Here is a 19,994-nt window from a genome sequence, read left to right as displayed (position 1 = left end):
ATAGAAACCAATTTAAAAAATAAATACAAAAAACTTTAATGAAATAATAATACTATATAGAAGAAGGAGATAATAATGTCAGCGAATTTAAGTATAATTAAAAGAGACGGAAGCAAAGCAGAATTTGATAAATTAAAGATAGAAAATGCTATATTAAAAGCAATGAAATACGGTAGTGGTGTATTAGAAGAAGATATAGCAAAAGATATAGCAGAAGAAATAGAAAAGATATATTTACAAGGTTCGCCTTCTCCGACAGTTTCTAAAGTTGAAGAGTTAGTATATAAAGAATTAATAGATCATAAACAAGAATTAACTGCAAAAGCTTATGAAGGTTATAGAGCAGTACAATCATTCAAAAGAGAAGTAAATACAACAGATGACAGTATACTAGGTTTATTAGATAAAAGTAATGAAGATGTTTTAAACGAAAACTCAAACAAAAACGGTCAATTAGCATCTACTCAAAGAGATTTAATGGCAGGAGAAGTTTCAAAAGATATAGCTAGAAGAAAATTAATACCTGCTCATATTGTTCAAGCTCATGATGAAGGGGTACTACATTACCACGATATGGACTACGCAATACAACCGATACACAACTGTATGTTAATAAACTTAGAAGATATGTTAACTAATGGAACAGTTATAAATAATAAATTAGTTGAATCACCAAAATCATTTGCTACTGCATGTACTGTTACAACACAAATAATAGCACAAATAGCAAGTGGACAATACGGTGGAAACTCAATAACTATAAAACATATAGCACCATTTTTAAGAGTTTCATACAATAAATATTTTGAAAAATATAAAGAAAAATATAGCTTAGAAATGGCACATGAATTAGCTGAAGATAGAATGTTAGAAGAGCTAAAATCAGGTATACAAACAATAAGATACCAATTATCTACTTTGCACACAAGTAATGGACAATCACCTTTCTCAACAATCTACCTTGAAATAGAAGAAGGCGGAGAGTTCGAAAGAGAAGAAGCATTAATATGTGAAGAGATGATATTACAAAGATTAGAAGGTATGAAAAACTATAGAGGACAAGAAATAGGAGAAGAATTCCCTAAACTTGTTTACTTACTAGACGAACATAACTGTCTAGAAGGTGGAAAATACGATTATATAACTAAATTAGCAGCAAAATGTAATACTAAGAGATTAGTTCCAGATTATCAAAGTGCAAAAATAATGAGAAGAAATTACGATGGTGAAACTTTCCCTCCAATGGGATGTAGATCTCACTTAAGTAACTGGAAAGATGAAAATGGAAACTATAAATGGTACGGAAGATTCAATCAAGGTGTTGTAAGTCTTAACTTAGTTCAAGTTGCATTAACTGCAAATAAAGATATGGATAAATTCTGGGAAGTGTTAGACGAAAGATTATCTCTATGTAGAGAAGCTTTAATGGTTAGACATAATTTATTATTAGGAACTTCTTCTGACATATCACCAATTCACTGGCAACATGGTGGAATTGCTAGACTTGAAAAAGGAGAAAAAATAGATCCATTATTAAAAAATGGATATTCAACTTTATCTTTAGGATATGTGGGTATATATGAAATGACACAAGCAATGCTTGGTGTTTCTCACACTACTGAAGAAGGTGAAGAATTCGCACTTCAAGTAATGAACCACTTAAAAGACGCTTGTGATTCATGGAAGAAAGAAACAGGTCTTGGATTTGGGTTATATGGAACTCCAGGAGAAAGTTTAACTTCAAGATTCTGTAGAATAGACAAACAAAAATTCGGTGAAATAAGAAATGTAACTGATAGAATGTACTATACAAATTCATATCATGTTCATGTTACAGAAGAAATAGATGCATTTGAAAAATTAAAATTTGAAAGTCAATTCCATGATATAAGTTTAGGTGGATGCATAAGTTATGTAGAAGTTCCAGATATGAGTAAAAACTTACCTGCTGTTGAACAAATAATAAACTACATCTACCACAATATCCAATATGCTGAAATAAATACAAAACCAGATGTTTGTTTCAAATGTGGATACACTGGAGAAATAAAATTAGATGATGATATGCAATGGTACTGTCCAAACTGTGGAAACAAAGATAAAGATGAAATGCAAGTTATGAGAAGAACTTGTGGTTATATCGGTTCTAACATGTGGGGTAAAGGACGTACACAAGAAATAAGCCAAAGAGTTTTACACTTATAAAATGGAGTGGTTTTAATGAGGTTTTCAAAAATAAAAGATAATGATATAGCAAATGGTATAGGTATAACTATGTCGCTTTGGACTCAAGGATGCCCACATCACTGTAAGGGCTGTTTTAACGGAGAAACGTGGGACTTTAATAGCGGAAAAGAGTTCAGAAAAGAAGATTTAGATTATATACTTAAAAATATCAACAAAAATAGCGTACAAAGAGATCTATCGATTCTGGGGGGCGAGCCATTATGTCCAGAAAATGTAGATGGAGTAATAGAAGTATGCAAAAGATTTAAAGAAGAATTTCCAAACAAAAAAATCTACATGTGGACGGGTTATACTGTAGATGATTTTACAGAAAGACAAAAGGAAGTTCTGAAATATTTAGATGTTTTAGTTGATGGACCATTTCAACAGGAAAATAGAAACCTATCTCTTACAATGAGAGGCTCTTCTAACCAAAGGGTTATAGACGTGAAAAAGAGTTTAGCTGAGGAAAAGATAGTTTTGGTAGAAGCTTAATATAAAAATAAAATGAAAAATACTAACTGACGTTTTAGAACAGTTAGTATTTTTTTATGAATATTTTATGATAAATATATCTATATATGTATATTTTTGGGTAATATTGACCCTTTATAAGGAATTATAATATAATAAAATCAATAAAAAACAAAGGAAGGAAAATAGAATGGGATTAATAGCAATATTATTTTATATACTTACAGTTGCTGCACAATGGGTAGTTTTCCAAAAAGCAGGGATAGCTGGATGGAAAAGTATTATACCAATATATAATTCTTATTGCCTTTTCAAAATTGCCTGGGGGAATGGATGGGTATTTTTAGCTACGATTATTCCGTTAGTAGGCGTAATAGTTGATTTTATGTGTATGTATAAATTAGCAAAATCATTTGATAAAGGTTTAGGATTTTGTTTAGGATTATTCTTCCTAAGACCAGTATTCTACATAATATTAGCTTTTAGCGATAATGAGTATATAGGACCAAATGGAAATAGAGTATACGTTGCGTAAAGTGATAGTAAAAGGTATAGATTCCTGATGAATCTATACCTTTTTTATATATACAAAATTTCATTTCTTTTAAAATTATGGATGGGAATATTTAATTACGTCTTGGAATATAAATGTATTAATATGATAGCAAAATGGATATTTTTATTACTAGAGAGAAATCATAGTATTTATTTTTGAGGGGGAAAGAAAATGGCTTTTTGTAAAAATTGTGGGAAAGAAATAGATGACAAGGCAGTTATATGTCCATCTTGTGGTGTACAACAGCAAGAAATAGCACCAACAACACCAGAAGTTGTTGATAATGGTGGATTTTTATGGGGACTTTTAGGTTGTTGTGTTCCTATCGTTGGACTTGTTTTGTTCTTAGTTTGGAAAGATACTAAACCTAAAACAGCTAAAGCAGCAGGGATAGGTGCTTTAGTAGCAGTGGGAATAGCAGCGGTGTACTATCTTATAGTACTTATATTAGGTGCTTCCCTTTTTTATTAGGAGTGTAAGACGTGGACTTACTTCTTTCTAATTCAAAAAAATGGATTTATAAGTGGTTTCCAATTATTTTTGGATGCCATTGCAGAGATGATAGATCATTTTATTATAAAGGGCAAAAATTTCCGATATGTGCAAGATGTACAGGCGAATTTGTAGGTATATGTTTTGCCTTGATTTGTTGTTTCTTTTTTAGATTAACTGCTAAAGCATCATTTATTATTATGATTCCATTAATCATAGATGGATTTACACAAGCATTAACTTCTTATGAAAGTAATAATATAAGAAGATTTATTACAGGAGTTTTATTTGGGTATGGTATCTTTATGCTTTTTGTTATATCGACTATAATTGTATTCAATTTTGGAGTAAATATAGGAACAAAATATAACATAGGGCTTAGAAGATAAATAATTAAAGTGATGTGAATTATTAAGTGAGTTTACCTTTTTAATTATATTGTATGTGTTAATTTACTTTGATAAAATAAAAATGTAGTATAAATTATTGCAAAAAGGGGAGCAAATAATGAAAGATACAGATTGGGAGATATTATATAGATTGTACGAAACACCAAATATGACAAAAGTAGCAGATATGTTGTATATAAGTCAGCCATCTCTTACAAAAAGGGTTAAAAGTATGGAAAAAGATTTTGGAGTTAAAATAATAAATCGTACTTCGAAAGGGGTGAAATTTACTCCAGAGGGAGAATATCTAGCGAAGCGAGCTAAGGAGTACATGGAATTTATAAAAGACGTAAAACATGGACTATATACTTATAAAACTGAATTAGAAGGAACAATTAAAATAGGTTCACCTTACACATATAGCAAATTTGAATTAACAGATGTGTTATATAGATATTCACAAGAACATAAAAATATAAAGTTTGAAATTATAAATGACCAGAGCAATAATTTATTTAGGATGATATTAGAAAACCACATAGAGTTGGGATTTGTATGTGGTGACTTTGAAGGTGATGTAGATAAGATTTTGGTTAAACAAAATAAAGCTTACATAGTATCAAAAGATCCAATTGATTTAATGAAGTTGCCACAAATGCAGCGCATTGATTATAAAACTAATGATAAGAGTAAAGAAATTTTGGATGAATGGTGGAAAAATACATATGGGAATAATCCGCCAGTAGGAATGTTTGCTGGATATGTAGAATTTGCGTGGCAGTTAGTAGATAAGGGGCTTGGATATGCATGTTGTTTTCTGCCTGAAGGTTTTGAGAAAGTATATAACCTTTGTTTAACACCGATATTAGACGATGATGGTAATAGTATAATAAGAAACACCTGGCTAGTATATCCAAAGGGAAAACAGATGAGCAGTGTTGTAAATAATTTTATAAAATTTATTAAAGATAATATAGAAATAAGGGAGTAATCATATTGATATACTCCCTTATTTCATTTGTTCTATATTAGAAATTCACAATTTTACTGACCTATTTAAAAATATATTATATTAAAAGTGATATTTTAGTTTTAAATTTTTATTTTATAACAACTAGTTCATAGTCTCTAGAACCAAGTCCAATTTTTTCAGCATGACTTAAGCAAGTTTTCCATTCTGATTCTGGAGTGGAATTTGTAAAATGGTCATGGTGGTCATGGAAATCTTCTTTTGCAAGATTATCACCTAATTGGCTATTTCTGATTGGTGTAGCATTCATACATGCATCGACACATGCTTGATCTAAAGCAAGTAAGTCATATGATGCGAACATACCTATATTAGGTAAGATTGGCGCATCATTTTCAGCATGACAGTCGCAGTTTGGAGAAACATCTACAACAAGAGAAATGTGGAATGTTGGACGTCCATCTACTACAGCTTTAGTGTATTCAGCCATACGACAGTTTAGATTTTTAACTGCTGTGTAATTTTCAAATGATATAGCATCGAAGTTACATGCACCGATACAACGACCACATCCTGCGCAAGTATCTGGATTTATGCTCATTTTTTTAGTTTCTTTATTGAAAACTAATCCATTATTAGCGCATTCTTTTTGACATTTCTTACATCCACGACATTTTGATTCTGATATAGTTGGCGTTCCATCATTGTGTTGTTCTTTTTTGCCTGCACGAGAACCACATCCCATACCTATATTTTTTATAGTCCCACCAAAACCAGTCGTTTCATGACCTTTGAAGTGAGTTAAACTTATAAATACATCGGCATCCATTATTGCACGACCGATTTTTGCCTTTTCTATGTATTCCCCACCATCAACTGGAACTTCTACATCATCTGTTCCTTTTAATCCATCTCCTATTAATATTGGACATCCTACAGTCAGTGGTGTAAATCCATTTTCCCATGCACATTCTAAATGTTCTAATGCATTTTTTCTTTTTCCAGGATATAGAGTATTACAGTCAGTTAAAAATGGATGTCCACCAAGTTCTTTAACAACATCTGAAACGGCTCTTGCATAATTTGGACGTAAGAATCCTAAGTTACCAAGCTCCCCAAAATGCATTTTTATCGCTACAAATTTGTTATCCATATCAATATCAGTAATACCAGCATCTTTTATTAATCTTTTTAATTTAGTTGGAAGACCTTCGCCAAGTTTTGTACGAAAATCTGTAAAATATACTTTTGATTTAGTCATTATAATTCCCCCTGTTTTATAATAAATTTCCTTACATTTTATTATAAGGTTTAGAGTTGACTTCAAGTCAAGAAAACTCATCAAAAATATGTTATTACTTTTTGGAATAATATATATAAAAAAACTATATTAGACTTTAAATGAATAACGGAGTATCTTTTATATAGAAGCTTATTCAAAATGCAAATAAAAATATTAATATAAAGTCGAAGGGAATATTGAGAAATGATTAAATTATATGATGAAGGTGTATACCTAGTAAATGGGGATGCAATAATAAAAGAATCAGAAAGTGATAAAGTAGAAAAACTAACTGGGAAGAATGTTAATAAAGAAGAAGCTAAAAAGGGGACAATAGCATATTCAATATTAGAGTCACACAATACTTCTTCTGATATGAATAAATTAAAAATAAAATTTGATGCAATGGCATCTCATGATATTACATATGTAGGTATAATCCAAACTGCAAAGGCATCAGGAATGAAAAAATTCCCTATACCTTATGTTCTTACAAATTGTCATAATTCACTATGTGCAGTTGGGGGAACTATAAATGAAGATGACCACATGTTTGGTTTATCAGCAGCTAAAAAATACGGTGGAATTTATGTTCCTGCACATATAGCAGTTATTCACCAATATATGAGAGAAATGATGGCTGGATGTGGAAAAATGATATTAGGTTCAGACAGTCACACTAGATACGGAGCTCTTGGAACGATGGCGATAGGTGAAGGTGGTGGAGAGTTAGTAAAACAACTATTGGAAGATACTTATGATATAAACTATCCAGAGGTAGTAGCAATTTATTTAGAAGGCAAGCCTCACCCAGGCGTTGGTCCACAAGATATAGCCCTTGCTATAATCGGAAAAGTATTTAAAAACGGATACGTTAAAAATAAAATAATGGAATTCGTAGGACCAGGGGTTGCATCAATGGACACTGATTATAGAAATGGTGTTGATGTTATGACTACTGAAACTACATGTTTAACTTCAGTATGGAGAACTGATGAAAATACAAAAGCATTCTTAGAAGCTCACAACAGAGTAGAAGATTATAAAGAGTTAAATCCGAAAGAAGTCGCTTATTATGATGGATTAGTTTATGTTGATTTAAGTGAAATAAAACCAATGATAGCTTTACCATTCCATCCAAGCAATGTATATGAAATAGATGAATTAAACGCAAATCTTGAAGAAATACTTACTAAAGTAGAAGAAGATGCTAAAAAATTAATAGATAATCCAGAAATAGAATTCAGTTTAACTGATAAAATAGTTGATGGAAAACTACAAGTTCAACAAGGTATAATTGCAGGATGTTCAGGTGGTACATACACAAGTGTTATGCAAGCTGCTGAAATATTAAAAGGCAAAAACTGTGGAAATGATGAGTTTTCATTAGCAGTATATCCATCTTCTCAACCAGTATTTATGGATTTATTAGAAAAGGGTGCAATATCAACATTAATGGCTACTGGTGCAACAATTAAAACTGCATTCTGTGGACCATGTTTCGGAGCAGGAGATACTCCAGCAAACAATGGATTAAGCATAAGACACACTACAAGAAACTTCCCTAACAGAGAAGGTTCTAAACCAGGAAACGGCCAAATGTCATCTGTTGCATTGATGGATGCTAGAAGTATAGCAGCTACTGCAGCAAATGGAGGAATTTTAACACCGGCGACTGATTTAGTAAATGAAGAAAATATACCTGATTATAAATTTGATGATTCATCATATAGAAGTAGAGTGTATCAAGGATTTGGAAAAGGTGATAACAAATTAGATCTAGTTTATGGTCCAAATATAAAAGATTGGCCAGAAATGAGTCCATTATCTGACAATATTTTATTAAAAGTATGCTCAAAAATACTAGATGAAGTTACAACAACTGATGAACTGATTCCATCAGGAGAAACTTCAGCATTTAGATCTAATCCATTGAAATTAGCTGAATTTGCATTATCAAGAAGAGACCCAGAATACGTAGGAAAGACAAAAGAAGTAGATAAAGTAGAAAAAGCAAGATTAAAAGGGGAAGACCCAACAACACTAGATAAAAATCTTAATAATGTTTATAAAAAAATAAAAGAAAACTTTAAAATAGAAAATACTAATGACATCGAAATTGGAAGTATGATTTATGCTAAAAAGCCAGGTGATGGTTCTGCTCGTGAACAAGCAGCTAGTTGCCAAAGAGTAATGGGAGGTCTTGCAAATATATGCAAAGAATATGCAACTAAACGTTATCGCTCAAACGTAATGAATTGGGGTATGATTCCATTCCAAATGAAGGCAGATGCAGAATTTGAAGTTGGAGATTATATATTTGTTCCAAATATAAGAAAAGCATTAGACAACAATATGGACAATATAAAAGCATATGTTATCTCAGATAAGATAACTGAACTAGATTTATATATAACTGATATGACAGATGATGAAAAAGCAATAGTCAAGGCTGGTTGTTTAATTAACTATAATAGAAACAGAAAAGAAAACAAATAATATATACGTGTTTTAAACAAGGAAATGATACAAATACTGTAGCATTTCCTTATTTAATGTCTAAAAATATTATATAAATCCAAAGAAGATTATGCGTGATAACACTTTGTTATTAAATTTAGACAAAATAGGAGTTTTTTTCATAATATATTTATGGTAATATATAAACAGTTAAAATGATAATAATAATTATCAAGTAAGAATTAATATTTAAAATATAAAAATAAGATTAATATATAATAATGAGATAAAAAGTGAGAAATATATTATAAAAGTAATAGTGAAATTGGGAGGCAAAATATGAGAAATGAAACTTGGAACTTTTTAGGCAAGCAAATTGAGGCAGGTCAAAAACTTCAAGTAATGATTCGTCCATATGGTGAAGATTACGAAATACCTACGACGATTATAAATGGGGAAAATACAGGAAAGACAATAGTTATAAATGGTGGATTACATAGTTGTGAGTTTCCAGGGGTTGTTGCATGTATGACGACAGCAGCTGAGATAGATCCTAAAAAAGTAAACGGACGTATTGTGATAATACATTGCTTAAATTCTAGCGGTTTTACAGAAAGAACTGACTCCATAGTTCCAGAGGATGGAATGAATCTTAATAGAGATTTTTATGGAGATAAAAATGGAACAATAAGTAGAAAGATAATGTCATTTTTAGAAGATGAAATCATGCCAATAGCAGATTTTATTATGGACCTTCACAGTGGTTCAGCTATGGAACAAATGGCATCTTGTCTATTCTTCCCTGTAGCAGCAGGAGACGAAGTATCAAAAATATCAATGGGTGCAGCATCAAATATAGCAATAGAACACTTAATTGCATCGAGATCAAAAGATGGTTTTTATAGCTATGCAGCATCAAAAGGTATACCAGGTATATTAGTTGAGAGAGGTTGCAATAATACTTGCGAAAAAGAAGATTATGAAGGATTTATCCAAGATATATACTTATTATTAGACCATTTCAATGTATTAGAAATAACTCATAGACCAGAAGAAGTAGAAAGAATAGTATGGATGAAAACGGACTACATCGAATCACAACATACGGGCGTATGGTTCCCACGTATTGAACCAGGTATGTTTGTTAAAAAAGGTGGATTAATCGGTACTGTAAAAGACTTTTTTGGAAATGTAATCGGCGAATATAGAGCATTAGAAGATTGTCGTATAATGTATAATCATTACGGATTATCAATTAAAAAAGGCGATAATGTTGCCGCTTGTGGAATAGTAGAACATTCAGTACTATTATAGATAAAAAGATTAAAGATAAAAATATATTAAGGGAAAATAAAAGGAAGTAGATTATAGTATTTTATAATTTACTTCCTTTTTTTTAATTCTAAGGAAATTATACATTGTCTAGTTTGTAGATAATGTATAATCTCCAACATATTATAATTATTTACATTTCCTCTTCATCAAATTCTTCCATATTTACACTAGGCATACCAGGAGATACATTTACAAAAGGATAACTAGGATAATTAGGATAATACATTATATTAGGTGGCATTTCTGGATACATATTAGGGAACATACCTACTGGATACATTGGTGGTTTTGGCATAGGAATATACCCTCCCATCATATTTGGTTGCATAGGAACTCCATAAGGCATACCAGGATTCATCATATTTGGATTTTGATAATTTATATTTTGCATATTTTGTGGATTTAAATTTTGTGATGGTTGCTGCATCTGTGGTTGTTGCATTTGATTTTGTTGTATTTGATGCATTTGTTGTTGTTGAGATTGCGGTTGTTGCTGATGTGGAACTTGCTGATTTAGATTATTATCAACACCTTGATTTTCCATATTTGGTGGCAAAGATTGATACTGTTGATTAGGCAATATCATATTAGGCATACCTTGTTGAGAGTTAGGCATATTTGTTTGTGGAAAATATGGAATAGAAGGTATATTAAAATCTTCGTCATATGGAATATTAGTATACTCCTCTGCGTTATCAGTATTATTATTCATTAAGTTTTGATCAGTAGAGTCATTAGTTTGGTTATCATTAAATTGAGAATAATCAATGTATCCGGTATTATTAGGATATTCAACATATCCTTGACTATTATATTGGTATCCTGTAGCATTTGAATAGTAAGGGTTTAAATAAACCATTGGGTCTATATAAGGCTGAGGATATATATAATTAGGTTTAGAATTGTCATTTCTATTATTGTTACTCATATGGATTCTCCTTTCTATTTCTATGAAACAATTAACAATTTTTCTAATAATATATATATTAAATTAATAAAAAATATATGTTTAAAGTTAAAATTTACAAAGTAGTAAATTTCAATTTAGATTTATAATATTGGGTATTTAAATTAAGGATAATGAAATGGAATAGAAGAAATTAAAAAAACTTCTAAAAATATCTTGATAATTAGATATAAAAATATTATTATTAATATATGAACAGTTATTCATATATTAATATGATTTGGAGGTAATATATGAAAGATAATAACTTAAATATTGACATCAATAATGGAGAAAATATAGCTGAGTGTGAATTTAAACACATACATCAAGACATCATAGAGACAGTAAGAGAAAATATGCCAGAAGAGGATATGCTTGTGGATTTAGCTGAATTATTTAAAGTTTTGGGAGACCAAACAAGAATAAAGATAATATTTATATTATTTAAAGAAGAGATGTGTGTATGTGATATAGCTGAGTTAGTAGGAATGACACAATCGGCAATATCACATCAATTAAGAGTTTTAAAACAAGCAAGACTTGTTAAATTCAGAAAAGAAGGAAAGACAGTATTTTATTCATTAGATGACGACCATATAACAAAAATATTTGACTATGGTTTACATCATATTGAAGAAATGTATAAACGTTAATAAAGGAGAAAGAAGGGGAATTATATGAGTACAACAACTTTGACTGAAAAACAATTATTTGTTCAAGGTTCATTGACTACAGATATAGCAGAAATGATTGAACTTTTAGCTGTGAATGTTCCAGGTGTAAAATCTTGTAATGTAAATGCTTCAAACAAATCATTAGTTTTATCTATAGATTCATCAAAAGATGAAAGTGCAATTATAAATGAATTATCTTCATTAATAAAAACTATGGATTCTTCATTACAAATTAGCACTAAAAAACCAGCAAATAAAACAAATAAAAAGTTACAAGGAAATGCTGAAGAAGGAGACAAAAATGTAAGTATGATACTTGGAGGTCTAAATTGTGCACACTGTGCAGAAGTAATCGGCCAAAAAGTAGAAGCATTAGACGAAGTAAAAGCTGCAAATTTAAACTTCGTAAATAAAAAATTAAACTTTGAATTAAAAAATGCTTCAGATAGAGACGTTATAATAGAAACAGTAATAAAAATAATAGACATAACTGAACCAGGACTTGATATAAAAGTAATGGAAAGTAAAAAATCAAAAAAAGCTCAAGATAATAGAGTTGACATGATTTTAGGTGGATTAAATTGTGCACACTGTGCAGAAGTAATCGGTCAAAAAGTAGAAGCATTAGACGAAGTAGAAATGGCAAACTTAAACTTCGTAAATAAAAAACTAAGCTTTGAATTAAAAAACGGAGTAAGTAGAAACCTAGTTATAGATAAAGTAATAAACATAATAGATACAACAGAACCAGGTCTTGATATTCAAGTTATAGAAAAAGCATCAAGCAAAGGAAATAATAAAAGAGTAGATATGACTTTAGGTGGATTAAACTGTGCACACTGTGCAGAAGTAATCGGTCAAAAAGTATCAGATTTAGATGAAGTAGAAATAGCAAACTTAAACTTCGTAAATAAAAAATTAAGTTTTGAATTAAAAGACGGGGCAAGTAGAAAATTAACTATAGACAAAGTAATAAACATAATAGATACAACAGAACCAGGTCTTAATATACAAGTTCACGACAACAGAACTTCTAAAGAATTAAAATTAAAATTAGAAAATCTAAAATGTAAACAATGTGCAGATCAAATAGAATTTGAAGCAAATAAATCTGCGGGTGTAAAAAGTGCTACTTTAGATTTTGGAAACTGTATATTAGATATAGAACTAGATGGAACAGTATCAAGAAGAATAGTAACTGAAGAAGTTGCAACAATAGCTAAAAATCTTCAACATTGTTTAAATATACAAGTAAAAGGAATTTCAAAAGCACAAAATAAAGCATTAAATGAGAAAGTAACAAAGAAATTTGATAAAGATAAAATAGAAAAAATAAGATTATTTGTCGGTGTAATAGCATATGCTATAACATTTGCTCAACAAATTATAGGTGGTGGCCATGGTCATGGAAACCAAGATTTAATAAGTACAATAGCATTTATAGCAGTTTATTTAGTAGTAGGTGGAGACGTATTATTAAAAGCAGTTAAAAATATTAAAAATGGTAGAGTATTCGATGAAAACTTCTTAATAACTGTAGCTACACTTGGAGCAATCATAATTGGTGAAACATCAGAAGCAGTTGGTGTTATGGTATTCTACAAAGTAGGTGTATTTTTACAAGGTATAGCAGTTGGTAAGTCAAGAAAATCAATTTCATCATTAATGGAAATTAGACCTGACATAGCAAACTTAAAAATAGAAAATGAAATAGAAGTAGTAGATCCAGAAGAAGTTGAAATAGGAGACATAATCGTAGTTAAACCAGGTGAAAGAGTTCCTCTTGATGGTATAGTAATAGAAGGTTCTTCAATGGTTGATACTTCAGCTCTTACTGGTGAATCAGTACTTAGAAGCGTTAATGTAGAAGACGAAGTTCTTTCAGGTTTCATAAACAAAAACGCATTATTAACAATAGAAGTAACTAAAGACTTCGGTGAATCAGCAGTATCAAAAGTATTAGACTTAGTTGAAAATGCAAGTAGTAAAAAAGCAAAAACAGAAAACTTCATAAGTGTATTCTCTAAATACTACACTCCAGTAGTTGTTGCATTAGCAGCTATAATAGCTATAATACCACCAATGATAATAGATATATCAAGCCAAGCAGTTTGGTATGATTGGGTATTAAGAGGATTAACATTCTTAGTTGTTTCTTGCCCTTGTGCATTAGTTTTATCAATACCACTTACATTCTTCAGTGGAATTGGTTTCGCATCTAAAAATGGTGTATTAATAAAAGGAAGTAACTACTTAGAAGCATTAAGATATGTAGATACTGTAGTATTTGACAAAACTGGTACACTTACAAAAGGTGTATTCAACGTAACAAAAGTAAATGCAGTAAATGTTTCAGAAGATGAACTTATGGAATATGCAGCATATGCAGAAGCTAACTCAAATCACCCAATAGCTAAATCAATAGTTAAAGCTTATAACAAAGAATTAGATTTAAGCAAAATAGGTGAATATGAAGAAATAGCAGCACATGGTATAAAAGTTAACTACAACGGAAAAACTGTTTTAGCTGGTAATGAAAAATTAATGAACGTTAATAAAATAAAATATACTCCAGTTACAGAAACAGGAACAGTTGTATATATCGCAATAAACGGTAAATATGCAGGGGATTTAGTAATCTCTGATGAAATAAAAGAAGATAGTAAAGAAGCAATAGCTAAATTAAAACAAATAGGAATAAAACAAACAGTTATGCTTACTGGTGACAACAAAAAAGTTGCAGATGCAGTAGCTGGTGAATTAAAATTAGATAAAGTTTATTCAAACTTACTACCTGATGAAAAAGTAGAAAAAATAGAAGAAATCTACAAAGGTAGAACAGAAAAACAAAAAGTAGCATTCGTTGGGGATGGTATAAACGACGCTCCAGTTTTAGCAAGAGCAGACGTTGGTATAGCAATGGGTGGTCTTGGATCAGATGCAGCAATAGAAGCAGCAGACGTTGTTATAATGAATGATGAACCAAGTCAAATAGCAAAAGCTATAGCAATATCTAAGAAAACTAGTAGAATAGTATGGCAAAATATCATATTTGCATTAGCTGTAAAAGTTATAGTTTTAGCAGCAACTGCAGGTGGTGTTTCTAACATGTGGGAAGCAGTATTTGCAGACGTTGGGGTTGCATTAATAGCAGTACTTAACGCAATGAGAGCTATGAGAATAAAAGAAGAAAAATAATTATCATAAATTCTAAAATTTATGGTGATAACAAAATAGTAATACAAAAAGATTTGATTTTTATCAAATCTTTTTGTATTATAAGATATAAATACATCACATATATTATTAAACCAATTTACATACAAACATTATTCTTAAAATCTACAAAATTATCTACAAATAAAAACAGAATATTAAACATTAAAAAAGGACTATTTATCACATAAAAATGGATTATAGATCCTTATTTATAATACAGATAATAAATTATATTAGCTATACAAAGGGAAAGTTATAATACCTTTTATTCATATTTTTGACTAAAAAATGATTTTTATACAAATATAAAAACTACACATAATCTTAAATTTTTATATTTACATATATGTATAGCAATGTCTTTTTTTGTTAAAAATAAAAGTAGCACAATTATTATTCTAAATAAATTTCAAGCCATATTTTGTTTTATAAATATCCAATTAATAAATTCTAAAAAGGAGGTTTTCTCACACATCATGAGAATATAAATATTATGCAAATAGAAGAATTAGACTTAAACACACGAAATCAAATTTACAATACGACCAAAAGAGTAATAAGGAAATATCAAAAAGGCATTAGCTCAGGAAAATTAACTGCTGAAAAATTTGCTGACAATATATTTGCAAACAATATACTTTTAGATATTTTAGATGAATCAGTTATAAACCAAGCTGAATTTCAAAATTCATATATAAACTATATAAACTCCTTAATGCAAAATCAAAACGAAAACTTTAAAAATTATATGGAGTCTAAATACAATAAAAATACGATTAAATCTACCGTTTCTCTACAGATACTTTTGAAAAATATTCTTAAAAATAGTGACTGTTCATTAAATATCCCTATAAAATATTTAAATAAAAAAGACATTGAAGCTATTATAAAATATATTCAAACTGATCAAATAGATATTGGTAATGAAAAAATATACAAATACGTAAGCAAAACTAAAACAAACTAAATTATAAATAAAAGAGCTGTTTTTATATTGCATTTTCTCTATTAGAATTTTAATCTAATTGATGAAATACTATAAAAACAGCTCTTATTTTGTAATATGTTTTTATTACTAGCCCAATGCCTTTTCTAATTTTGATAAGTATTTTATAGGATAATATTTTAATAATTCCCTAAACTGTTCTGTTGTAAGTCCTTCTGTTGTTGTATAAATACGTATTTTTTCATCCAAATCCGCATTTATAAAATCATTTTTTATTTTTTCAAAATCTGCTGCCATAATAATACACTCCTATGTCTAAAATTTAAATGATTATAGCTTAATCATATATAAGTAAATTTGATATCTTTATAAAAGATATCTCCTATTTATGTTTACCTACAAGCAGAAAAATATAAGTGTATAATTCAAAAATATAATTTCTTTTTATTAATACTAAAATTAATAAAGTGGTAAACACTTTAAATTATTAAGCGCTTACCACTTCTATTTCACTAAAATCTTATTATTTTAAATTATTTTCTACTATTATTGTTGTTTATACTTGTCCTTTACCTGCCATTTGTTGTTCTGCCATTTCTACTAATTTTTTAGTCATGTATCCACCAACATAACCATTTTGTCGAGCTGTTAAATTTCCTTTGTCAACTTGTTGATAATCAGCCATTCCTAATTCATTAGCTATTTCTAATTTCATTTGATTTAATGCTTGTTTAGCTTGTGGAACTACTGTTTTGTTATTATTATTATTGTTTGACATATTTAATACCTCTTTTCTAGTGATTTTTGTTTCTTGGTAGTATTATATGAGATATTTGTTTTATAATACATACAATTTGTGACAAAATTCTTAATAGTTGGTACCAAACAAGAATCTCAATTTTTAGACTTTAATTTAAAATATATTTAATTATGTTTAAGCTTTATTTAGCAGTTTATACCTGCTAAATATGCAGTTGAAAATGCTATTTGTAGATTAAATCCACCTGTATATGCATCAATATCTATTACTTCACCTGCAAAGAATAACCCAGATACTAATTTAGATTCCATAGTACTTGAATTTATTTCGCTAGTTTTTATTCCACCTGAAGTTATTATAGCTTCTTCAATAGGTCTATAATTTTTAACTGTAAAACTTATATGTTTTATAAGGTGAACTAAATTTTTTCGTTCTTCTTTAGATATTTGATTTACCTTTATATATGGATCTATCTTGCTTAATTTAACTATTGTAGGTATTAGTTGTTTAGGCAATAAATCATTTAAAGAATTCTCGAAGTTTTTATTTGAGTACTTTTGGAAATCTTTTTGTATTCTTTTATCTAATTTTTCTTCATCTAAAGCAGGTTTTAAATCTAATACGATTTTATAATTATCTTTAGATAAATCTCCCATACGACAACTTGCAGATTTTATGATAGGGCCATCTATGCCGTATTTAGTAAATTCCATCTCGCCAAAATCATCATATATCTTTTTATTTTTACTATTATAAACTTCTATACTAACATTTCTAAGTGATAATTTAGCTAAATCAGCAACATAATCTTCCATAACTTCTAGTCCTATAAGAGATGGCTTTGGAGTTATTATTGTATGTCCTAAATTTTTGGCAAATCTATATCCATCTCCAGTAGAACCTGTTTTTGGATAACTAACTCCTCCTGTTGCAACGATTACACTATCACACTCTATTTCTCTTTTATCAGAAAGAACTACTTTTTTTACAGCTCCATCTTCTGCTATTATTTTATCTACTTTGGAATTTAATAAAACTTCTACATTTTTATTACTATTCATTTGTCTTTCTAATGCTCTTACTACATCTACAGCTTTGTCACTAACTGGAAAGACTCTTTTTCCTCTTTCTGTTTTAGTTTCAACACCCAAATCATTAAACATGTCTATTACTTGGTCATTTGTAAATGTATAAAAAGCACTGTACAAGAATTTTCCGTTTGTCGGAACATTTTCTATTAGTTCCTCTATTTCACAGTTATTAGTTATATTACATCTACCTTTTCCTGTTATCAATAACTTCTGACCACATCTTTTTTGCTTTTCTAATACTGTTACTTTATATCCTCTGTCTCCAGCAACTTTTGCAGCCATCATTCCACTTGCACCAGCGCCTATAATTACTACTCTTTTCAAAAAATCATCCTCTCAATATATTAAATTCCAATTAATTCAAACCAAATCTCTCAAATAGAAATGGTACTCCTGCAATTCCCCAAAATACAACTATAGTATATCTTATATAATCAGCTAGTAGTGATATTCCTTCAATAGTATCTATTTGAAGTAATATTACTAAAGATTTTAATGCAGCATATACAATACCTAGCGTGATTATCCCAACTATAAATCTAAGTATCTTTGTACTTAATTTTGGTTTTGATTTTGCATTTGTAAAAATATTAGCTTTTTTCTTACTTTCTTCCGTGCTAAAATCTATAAATTTATCTTCTACAATATACCCTAATACAAATCCTGTATATAAAGCAAAACTTTTTACTAGCTCTTCTCCCATAAAGAAGTAAACTATTACAGCAAATGCAATTAGAGTTAAAAATAATATGTAATAATTTTTATTTTGATCTACATAATCAAATAGTCTCACAAAAACTATGCTGACTAATATTCCAATAATCCATCCTGCAAGTACATCTTGTGGCCAATGAACACCTAAATAAAGCCTAGAAATCCCTGCACCTAATATCATTATAATTCCAAGTAAAGCTATCCACCATTTTCTAAAGTAGTCTATAATGGCAGTCCAAACAGTAGTAGCAGTTTGAGTATGACCACTTGGGAACGAATATCCTGTCGCAGTTTCAGTTCTTAAAGATTGTAAATTTTTACTATCTATTGGTCTTGGTGATTTAAAAAAGTTTTTTAATGCGGAGTTTATAGTTATACTTCCTGTAACGGCAAACAATAATCTCTGTCCACATTTTTTATCTACACACCAATACATTATCGCCGCAATTAAAACAACTGCTACTTGTTCTGTGCATATTGTAAATCCGGTAAATATAGTAGTTAAAATATCACTTCTTATACTTTGAAAATATAAAAGTATATCCATATTATCACCTTCCCTTTTTACTATCATCTATTTTACATAAAATTATTACATAAATATATATTTTCACTTTAGATTTATTTAAAAATCTTTTAAATTATTTACAATTTCCTATATATACATACATTTTACAAGAAAATCTTTTTAATCTAAAGGTATTTTAAGTTAATTTTTATTAAATATTAAAATAGACTGTAGAACTAATATTTATTATTTCTACAGTCTATTTTAATACAAATATTGTATAAAATTATAGTTTAATCTTATACATCTTCAACTATACCTATATATGGTAAGTTTCTATATTTTTCAGCATAGTCTATTCCGTATCCAACTATGAATTTATCTTCTATAACAAATCCAACATAGTCAACTGGTATATCAGCTTTTCTTCTTTCTGGTTTGTCTAAAAGTGTACATATTTTTAAAGCTTTTGGTCCTCTAGCTTGTAATTCTCTTGTTAAGTTACTTAAAGTTAATCCTGAATCTATTATATCTTCTACTATTAATACGTTTTTATCTTTTATATCAACATCTAAGTCCTTAAGTATTTTTACTGATCCAGAAGATTCCATTGCATTTCCGTAACTAGAAACACTCATAAAGTCCATATTTACATCTAAGTTTATATTTCTTATTAAATCAGCAACAAATACACTTGCTCCTTTAAGTATACCTACTACTAATAAATCTTGTCCTTCAAAATCTTTTTCTATTTGTTTGCCTAGTTCTGCTACCTTAGCTTTTATTTGTTCTTCAGTTAGCATTGTTTTTGTAATCTTAAACATTTTTATCCTCCTGCATATACATATGTTTCTATTATATATTTTATTTTTAATTGTATCAATACAAATATTTTTTTTAATAACATTAATAAATTTCAGAAATTATTTAATTTTATTGTTTTTATTAG

Annotated in this window: 18 protein-coding genes; 11 read left to right on the top strand and 7 right to left on the bottom strand. The window is 29.1% G+C overall.

Going from position 1 to position 19,994, the window contains the following annotated elements:
• The first annotated feature begins 75 nt into the window (after nt 1-75).
• From nrdD to I4U58_RS05750, 6 genes are all read left to right on the top strand, one after another.
• Nucleotides 76-2,205 (top strand): anaerobic ribonucleoside-triphosphate reductase, encoded by a 2,130-nt coding sequence (gene nrdD, locus I4U58_RS05775; protein ID WP_195930080.1) that lies wholly within the window; start codon nt 76-78, stop codon nt 2,203-2,205.
• A 15-nt stretch (nt 2,206-2,220) separates the two neighbouring features.
• Entirely contained in the window at nt 2,221-2,721 is a 501-nt protein-coding gene (gene nrdG, locus I4U58_RS05770) for an anaerobic ribonucleoside-triphosphate reductase activating protein (protein WP_048926787.1), read from the top strand.
• Nucleotides 2,722-2,890: 169 nt separating this feature from the next.
• Nucleotides 2,891-3,235, top strand: coding sequence for a DUF5684 domain-containing protein (locus tag I4U58_RS05765; RefSeq protein WP_055088358.1), 345 nt, complete (start codon nt 2,891-2,893; stop codon nt 3,233-3,235).
• Between the two features lie 192 nt (nt 3,236-3,427).
• Entirely contained in the window at nt 3,428-3,727 is a 300-nt protein-coding gene (locus I4U58_RS05760) for a zinc-ribbon domain-containing protein (protein ID WP_007285707.1), read from the top strand.
• Between the two features lie 11 nt (nt 3,728-3,738).
• A complete protein-coding gene (locus I4U58_RS05755) occupies nt 3,739-4,137 on the top strand; it encodes a DUF2085 domain-containing protein (RefSeq protein ID WP_195930079.1) in 399 nt (132 codons plus the stop codon).
• 118 nt (nt 4,138-4,255) lie between these two features.
• Entirely contained in the window at nt 4,256-5,128 is an 873-nt protein-coding gene (locus I4U58_RS05750; RefSeq protein ID WP_039905346.1) for a LysR family transcriptional regulator, read from the top strand.
• Between the two features lie 109 nt (nt 5,129-5,237).
• On the opposite strand, the gene I4U58_RS05745 is transcribed toward I4U58_RS05750, so the two are convergent.
• The gene (locus tag I4U58_RS05745) at nt 5,238-6,368 is read right to left on the bottom strand and encodes a DUF362 domain-containing protein (RefSeq protein ID WP_195930078.1); all 1,131 of its coding nucleotides are present in this window, start codon (nt 6,366-6,368) and stop codon (nt 5,238-5,240) included.
• Nucleotides 6,369-6,593: 225 nt separating this feature from the next.
• On the opposite strand from I4U58_RS05745, the gene I4U58_RS05740 reads away from it, so the two are divergent.
• Nucleotides 6,594-8,888, top strand: coding sequence for a hydratase (locus I4U58_RS05740; protein ID WP_195930077.1), 2,295 nt, complete (start codon nt 6,594-6,596; stop codon nt 8,886-8,888).
• Between the two features lie 300 nt (nt 8,889-9,188).
• The gene (locus tag I4U58_RS05735; protein WP_195930076.1) at nt 9,189-10,163 is read left to right on the top strand and encodes a M14 family metallopeptidase; all 975 of its coding nucleotides are present in this window, start codon (nt 9,189-9,191) and stop codon (nt 10,161-10,163) included.
• A gap of 151 nt (nt 10,164-10,314) precedes the next feature.
• On the opposite strand, the gene I4U58_RS05730 is transcribed toward I4U58_RS05735, so the two are convergent.
• The gene (locus tag I4U58_RS05730) at nt 10,315-11,112 is read right to left on the bottom strand and encodes a hypothetical protein (protein WP_195930075.1); all 798 of its coding nucleotides are present in this window, start codon (nt 11,110-11,112) and stop codon (nt 10,315-10,317) included.
• A 272-nt stretch (nt 11,113-11,384) separates the two neighbouring features.
• Between I4U58_RS05730 and I4U58_RS05725 the strand changes: the two genes are divergently transcribed.
• The 3 genes from I4U58_RS05725 (at nt 11,385) to I4U58_RS05715 (ending at nt 15,993) form a co-directional block, all read left to right on the top strand.
• The gene (locus I4U58_RS05725; protein WP_207743832.1) at nt 11,385-11,786 is read left to right on the top strand and encodes a metalloregulator ArsR/SmtB family transcription factor; all 402 of its coding nucleotides are present in this window, start codon (nt 11,385-11,387) and stop codon (nt 11,784-11,786) included.
• A 24-nt stretch (nt 11,787-11,810) separates the two neighbouring features.
• A complete protein-coding gene (locus tag I4U58_RS05720) occupies nt 11,811-15,005 on the top strand; it encodes a heavy metal translocating P-type ATPase (RefSeq protein ID WP_195930074.1) in 3,195 nt (1,064 codons plus the stop codon).
• Between the two features lie 514 nt (nt 15,006-15,519).
• Nucleotides 15,520-15,993: a hypothetical protein gene (locus I4U58_RS05715; protein WP_195930073.1), complete on the top strand. Its 474-nt coding sequence runs from the start codon at nt 15,520-15,522 to the stop codon at nt 15,991-15,993.
• A 108-nt stretch (nt 15,994-16,101) separates the two neighbouring features.
• Here I4U58_RS05715 and I4U58_RS05710 read toward each other — a convergent pair whose 3' ends face one another.
• The 5 genes from I4U58_RS05710 to hpt all read right to left on the bottom strand — a co-directional run bounded on the left by I4U58_RS05710 (nt 16,102) and on the right by hpt (nt 19,869).
• On the bottom strand, nt 16,102-16,269 hold the full coding sequence (locus I4U58_RS05710; RefSeq protein WP_195930072.1) for a hypothetical protein: 168 nt from the start codon (nt 16,267-16,269) through the stop codon (nt 16,102-16,104).
• Nucleotides 16,270-16,528: 259 nt separating this feature from the next.
• Entirely contained in the window at nt 16,529-16,750 is a 222-nt protein-coding gene (locus tag I4U58_RS05705) for an alpha/beta-type small acid-soluble spore protein (RefSeq protein ID WP_195930071.1), read from the bottom strand.
• Nucleotides 16,751-16,917: 167 nt separating this feature from the next.
• Nucleotides 16,918-18,147: an NAD(P)/FAD-dependent oxidoreductase gene (locus tag I4U58_RS05700; RefSeq protein WP_195930070.1), complete on the bottom strand. Its 1,230-nt coding sequence runs from the start codon at nt 18,145-18,147 to the stop codon at nt 16,918-16,920.
• Nucleotides 18,148-18,178: 31 nt separating this feature from the next.
• A complete protein-coding gene (locus I4U58_RS05695) occupies nt 18,179-19,084 on the bottom strand; it encodes a phosphatase PAP2 family protein (protein WP_195930069.1) in 906 nt (301 codons plus the stop codon).
• A 260-nt stretch (nt 19,085-19,344) separates the two neighbouring features.
• The gene (hpt, locus tag I4U58_RS05690; RefSeq protein WP_195930068.1) at nt 19,345-19,869 is read right to left on the bottom strand and encodes a hypoxanthine phosphoribosyltransferase; all 525 of its coding nucleotides are present in this window, start codon (nt 19,867-19,869) and stop codon (nt 19,345-19,347) included.
• Nucleotides 19,870-19,994: the final 125 nt, after the last annotated feature.

The sequence above is a fragment of the Clostridium sp. 1001270J_160509_D11 genome (assembly GCF_015667935.1).
Taxonomy (GTDB): domain Bacteria; phylum Bacillota; class Clostridia; order Peptostreptococcales; family Peptostreptococcaceae; genus Intestinibacter.
This window is presented reverse-complemented; position numbering and strand designations above follow the sequence as displayed.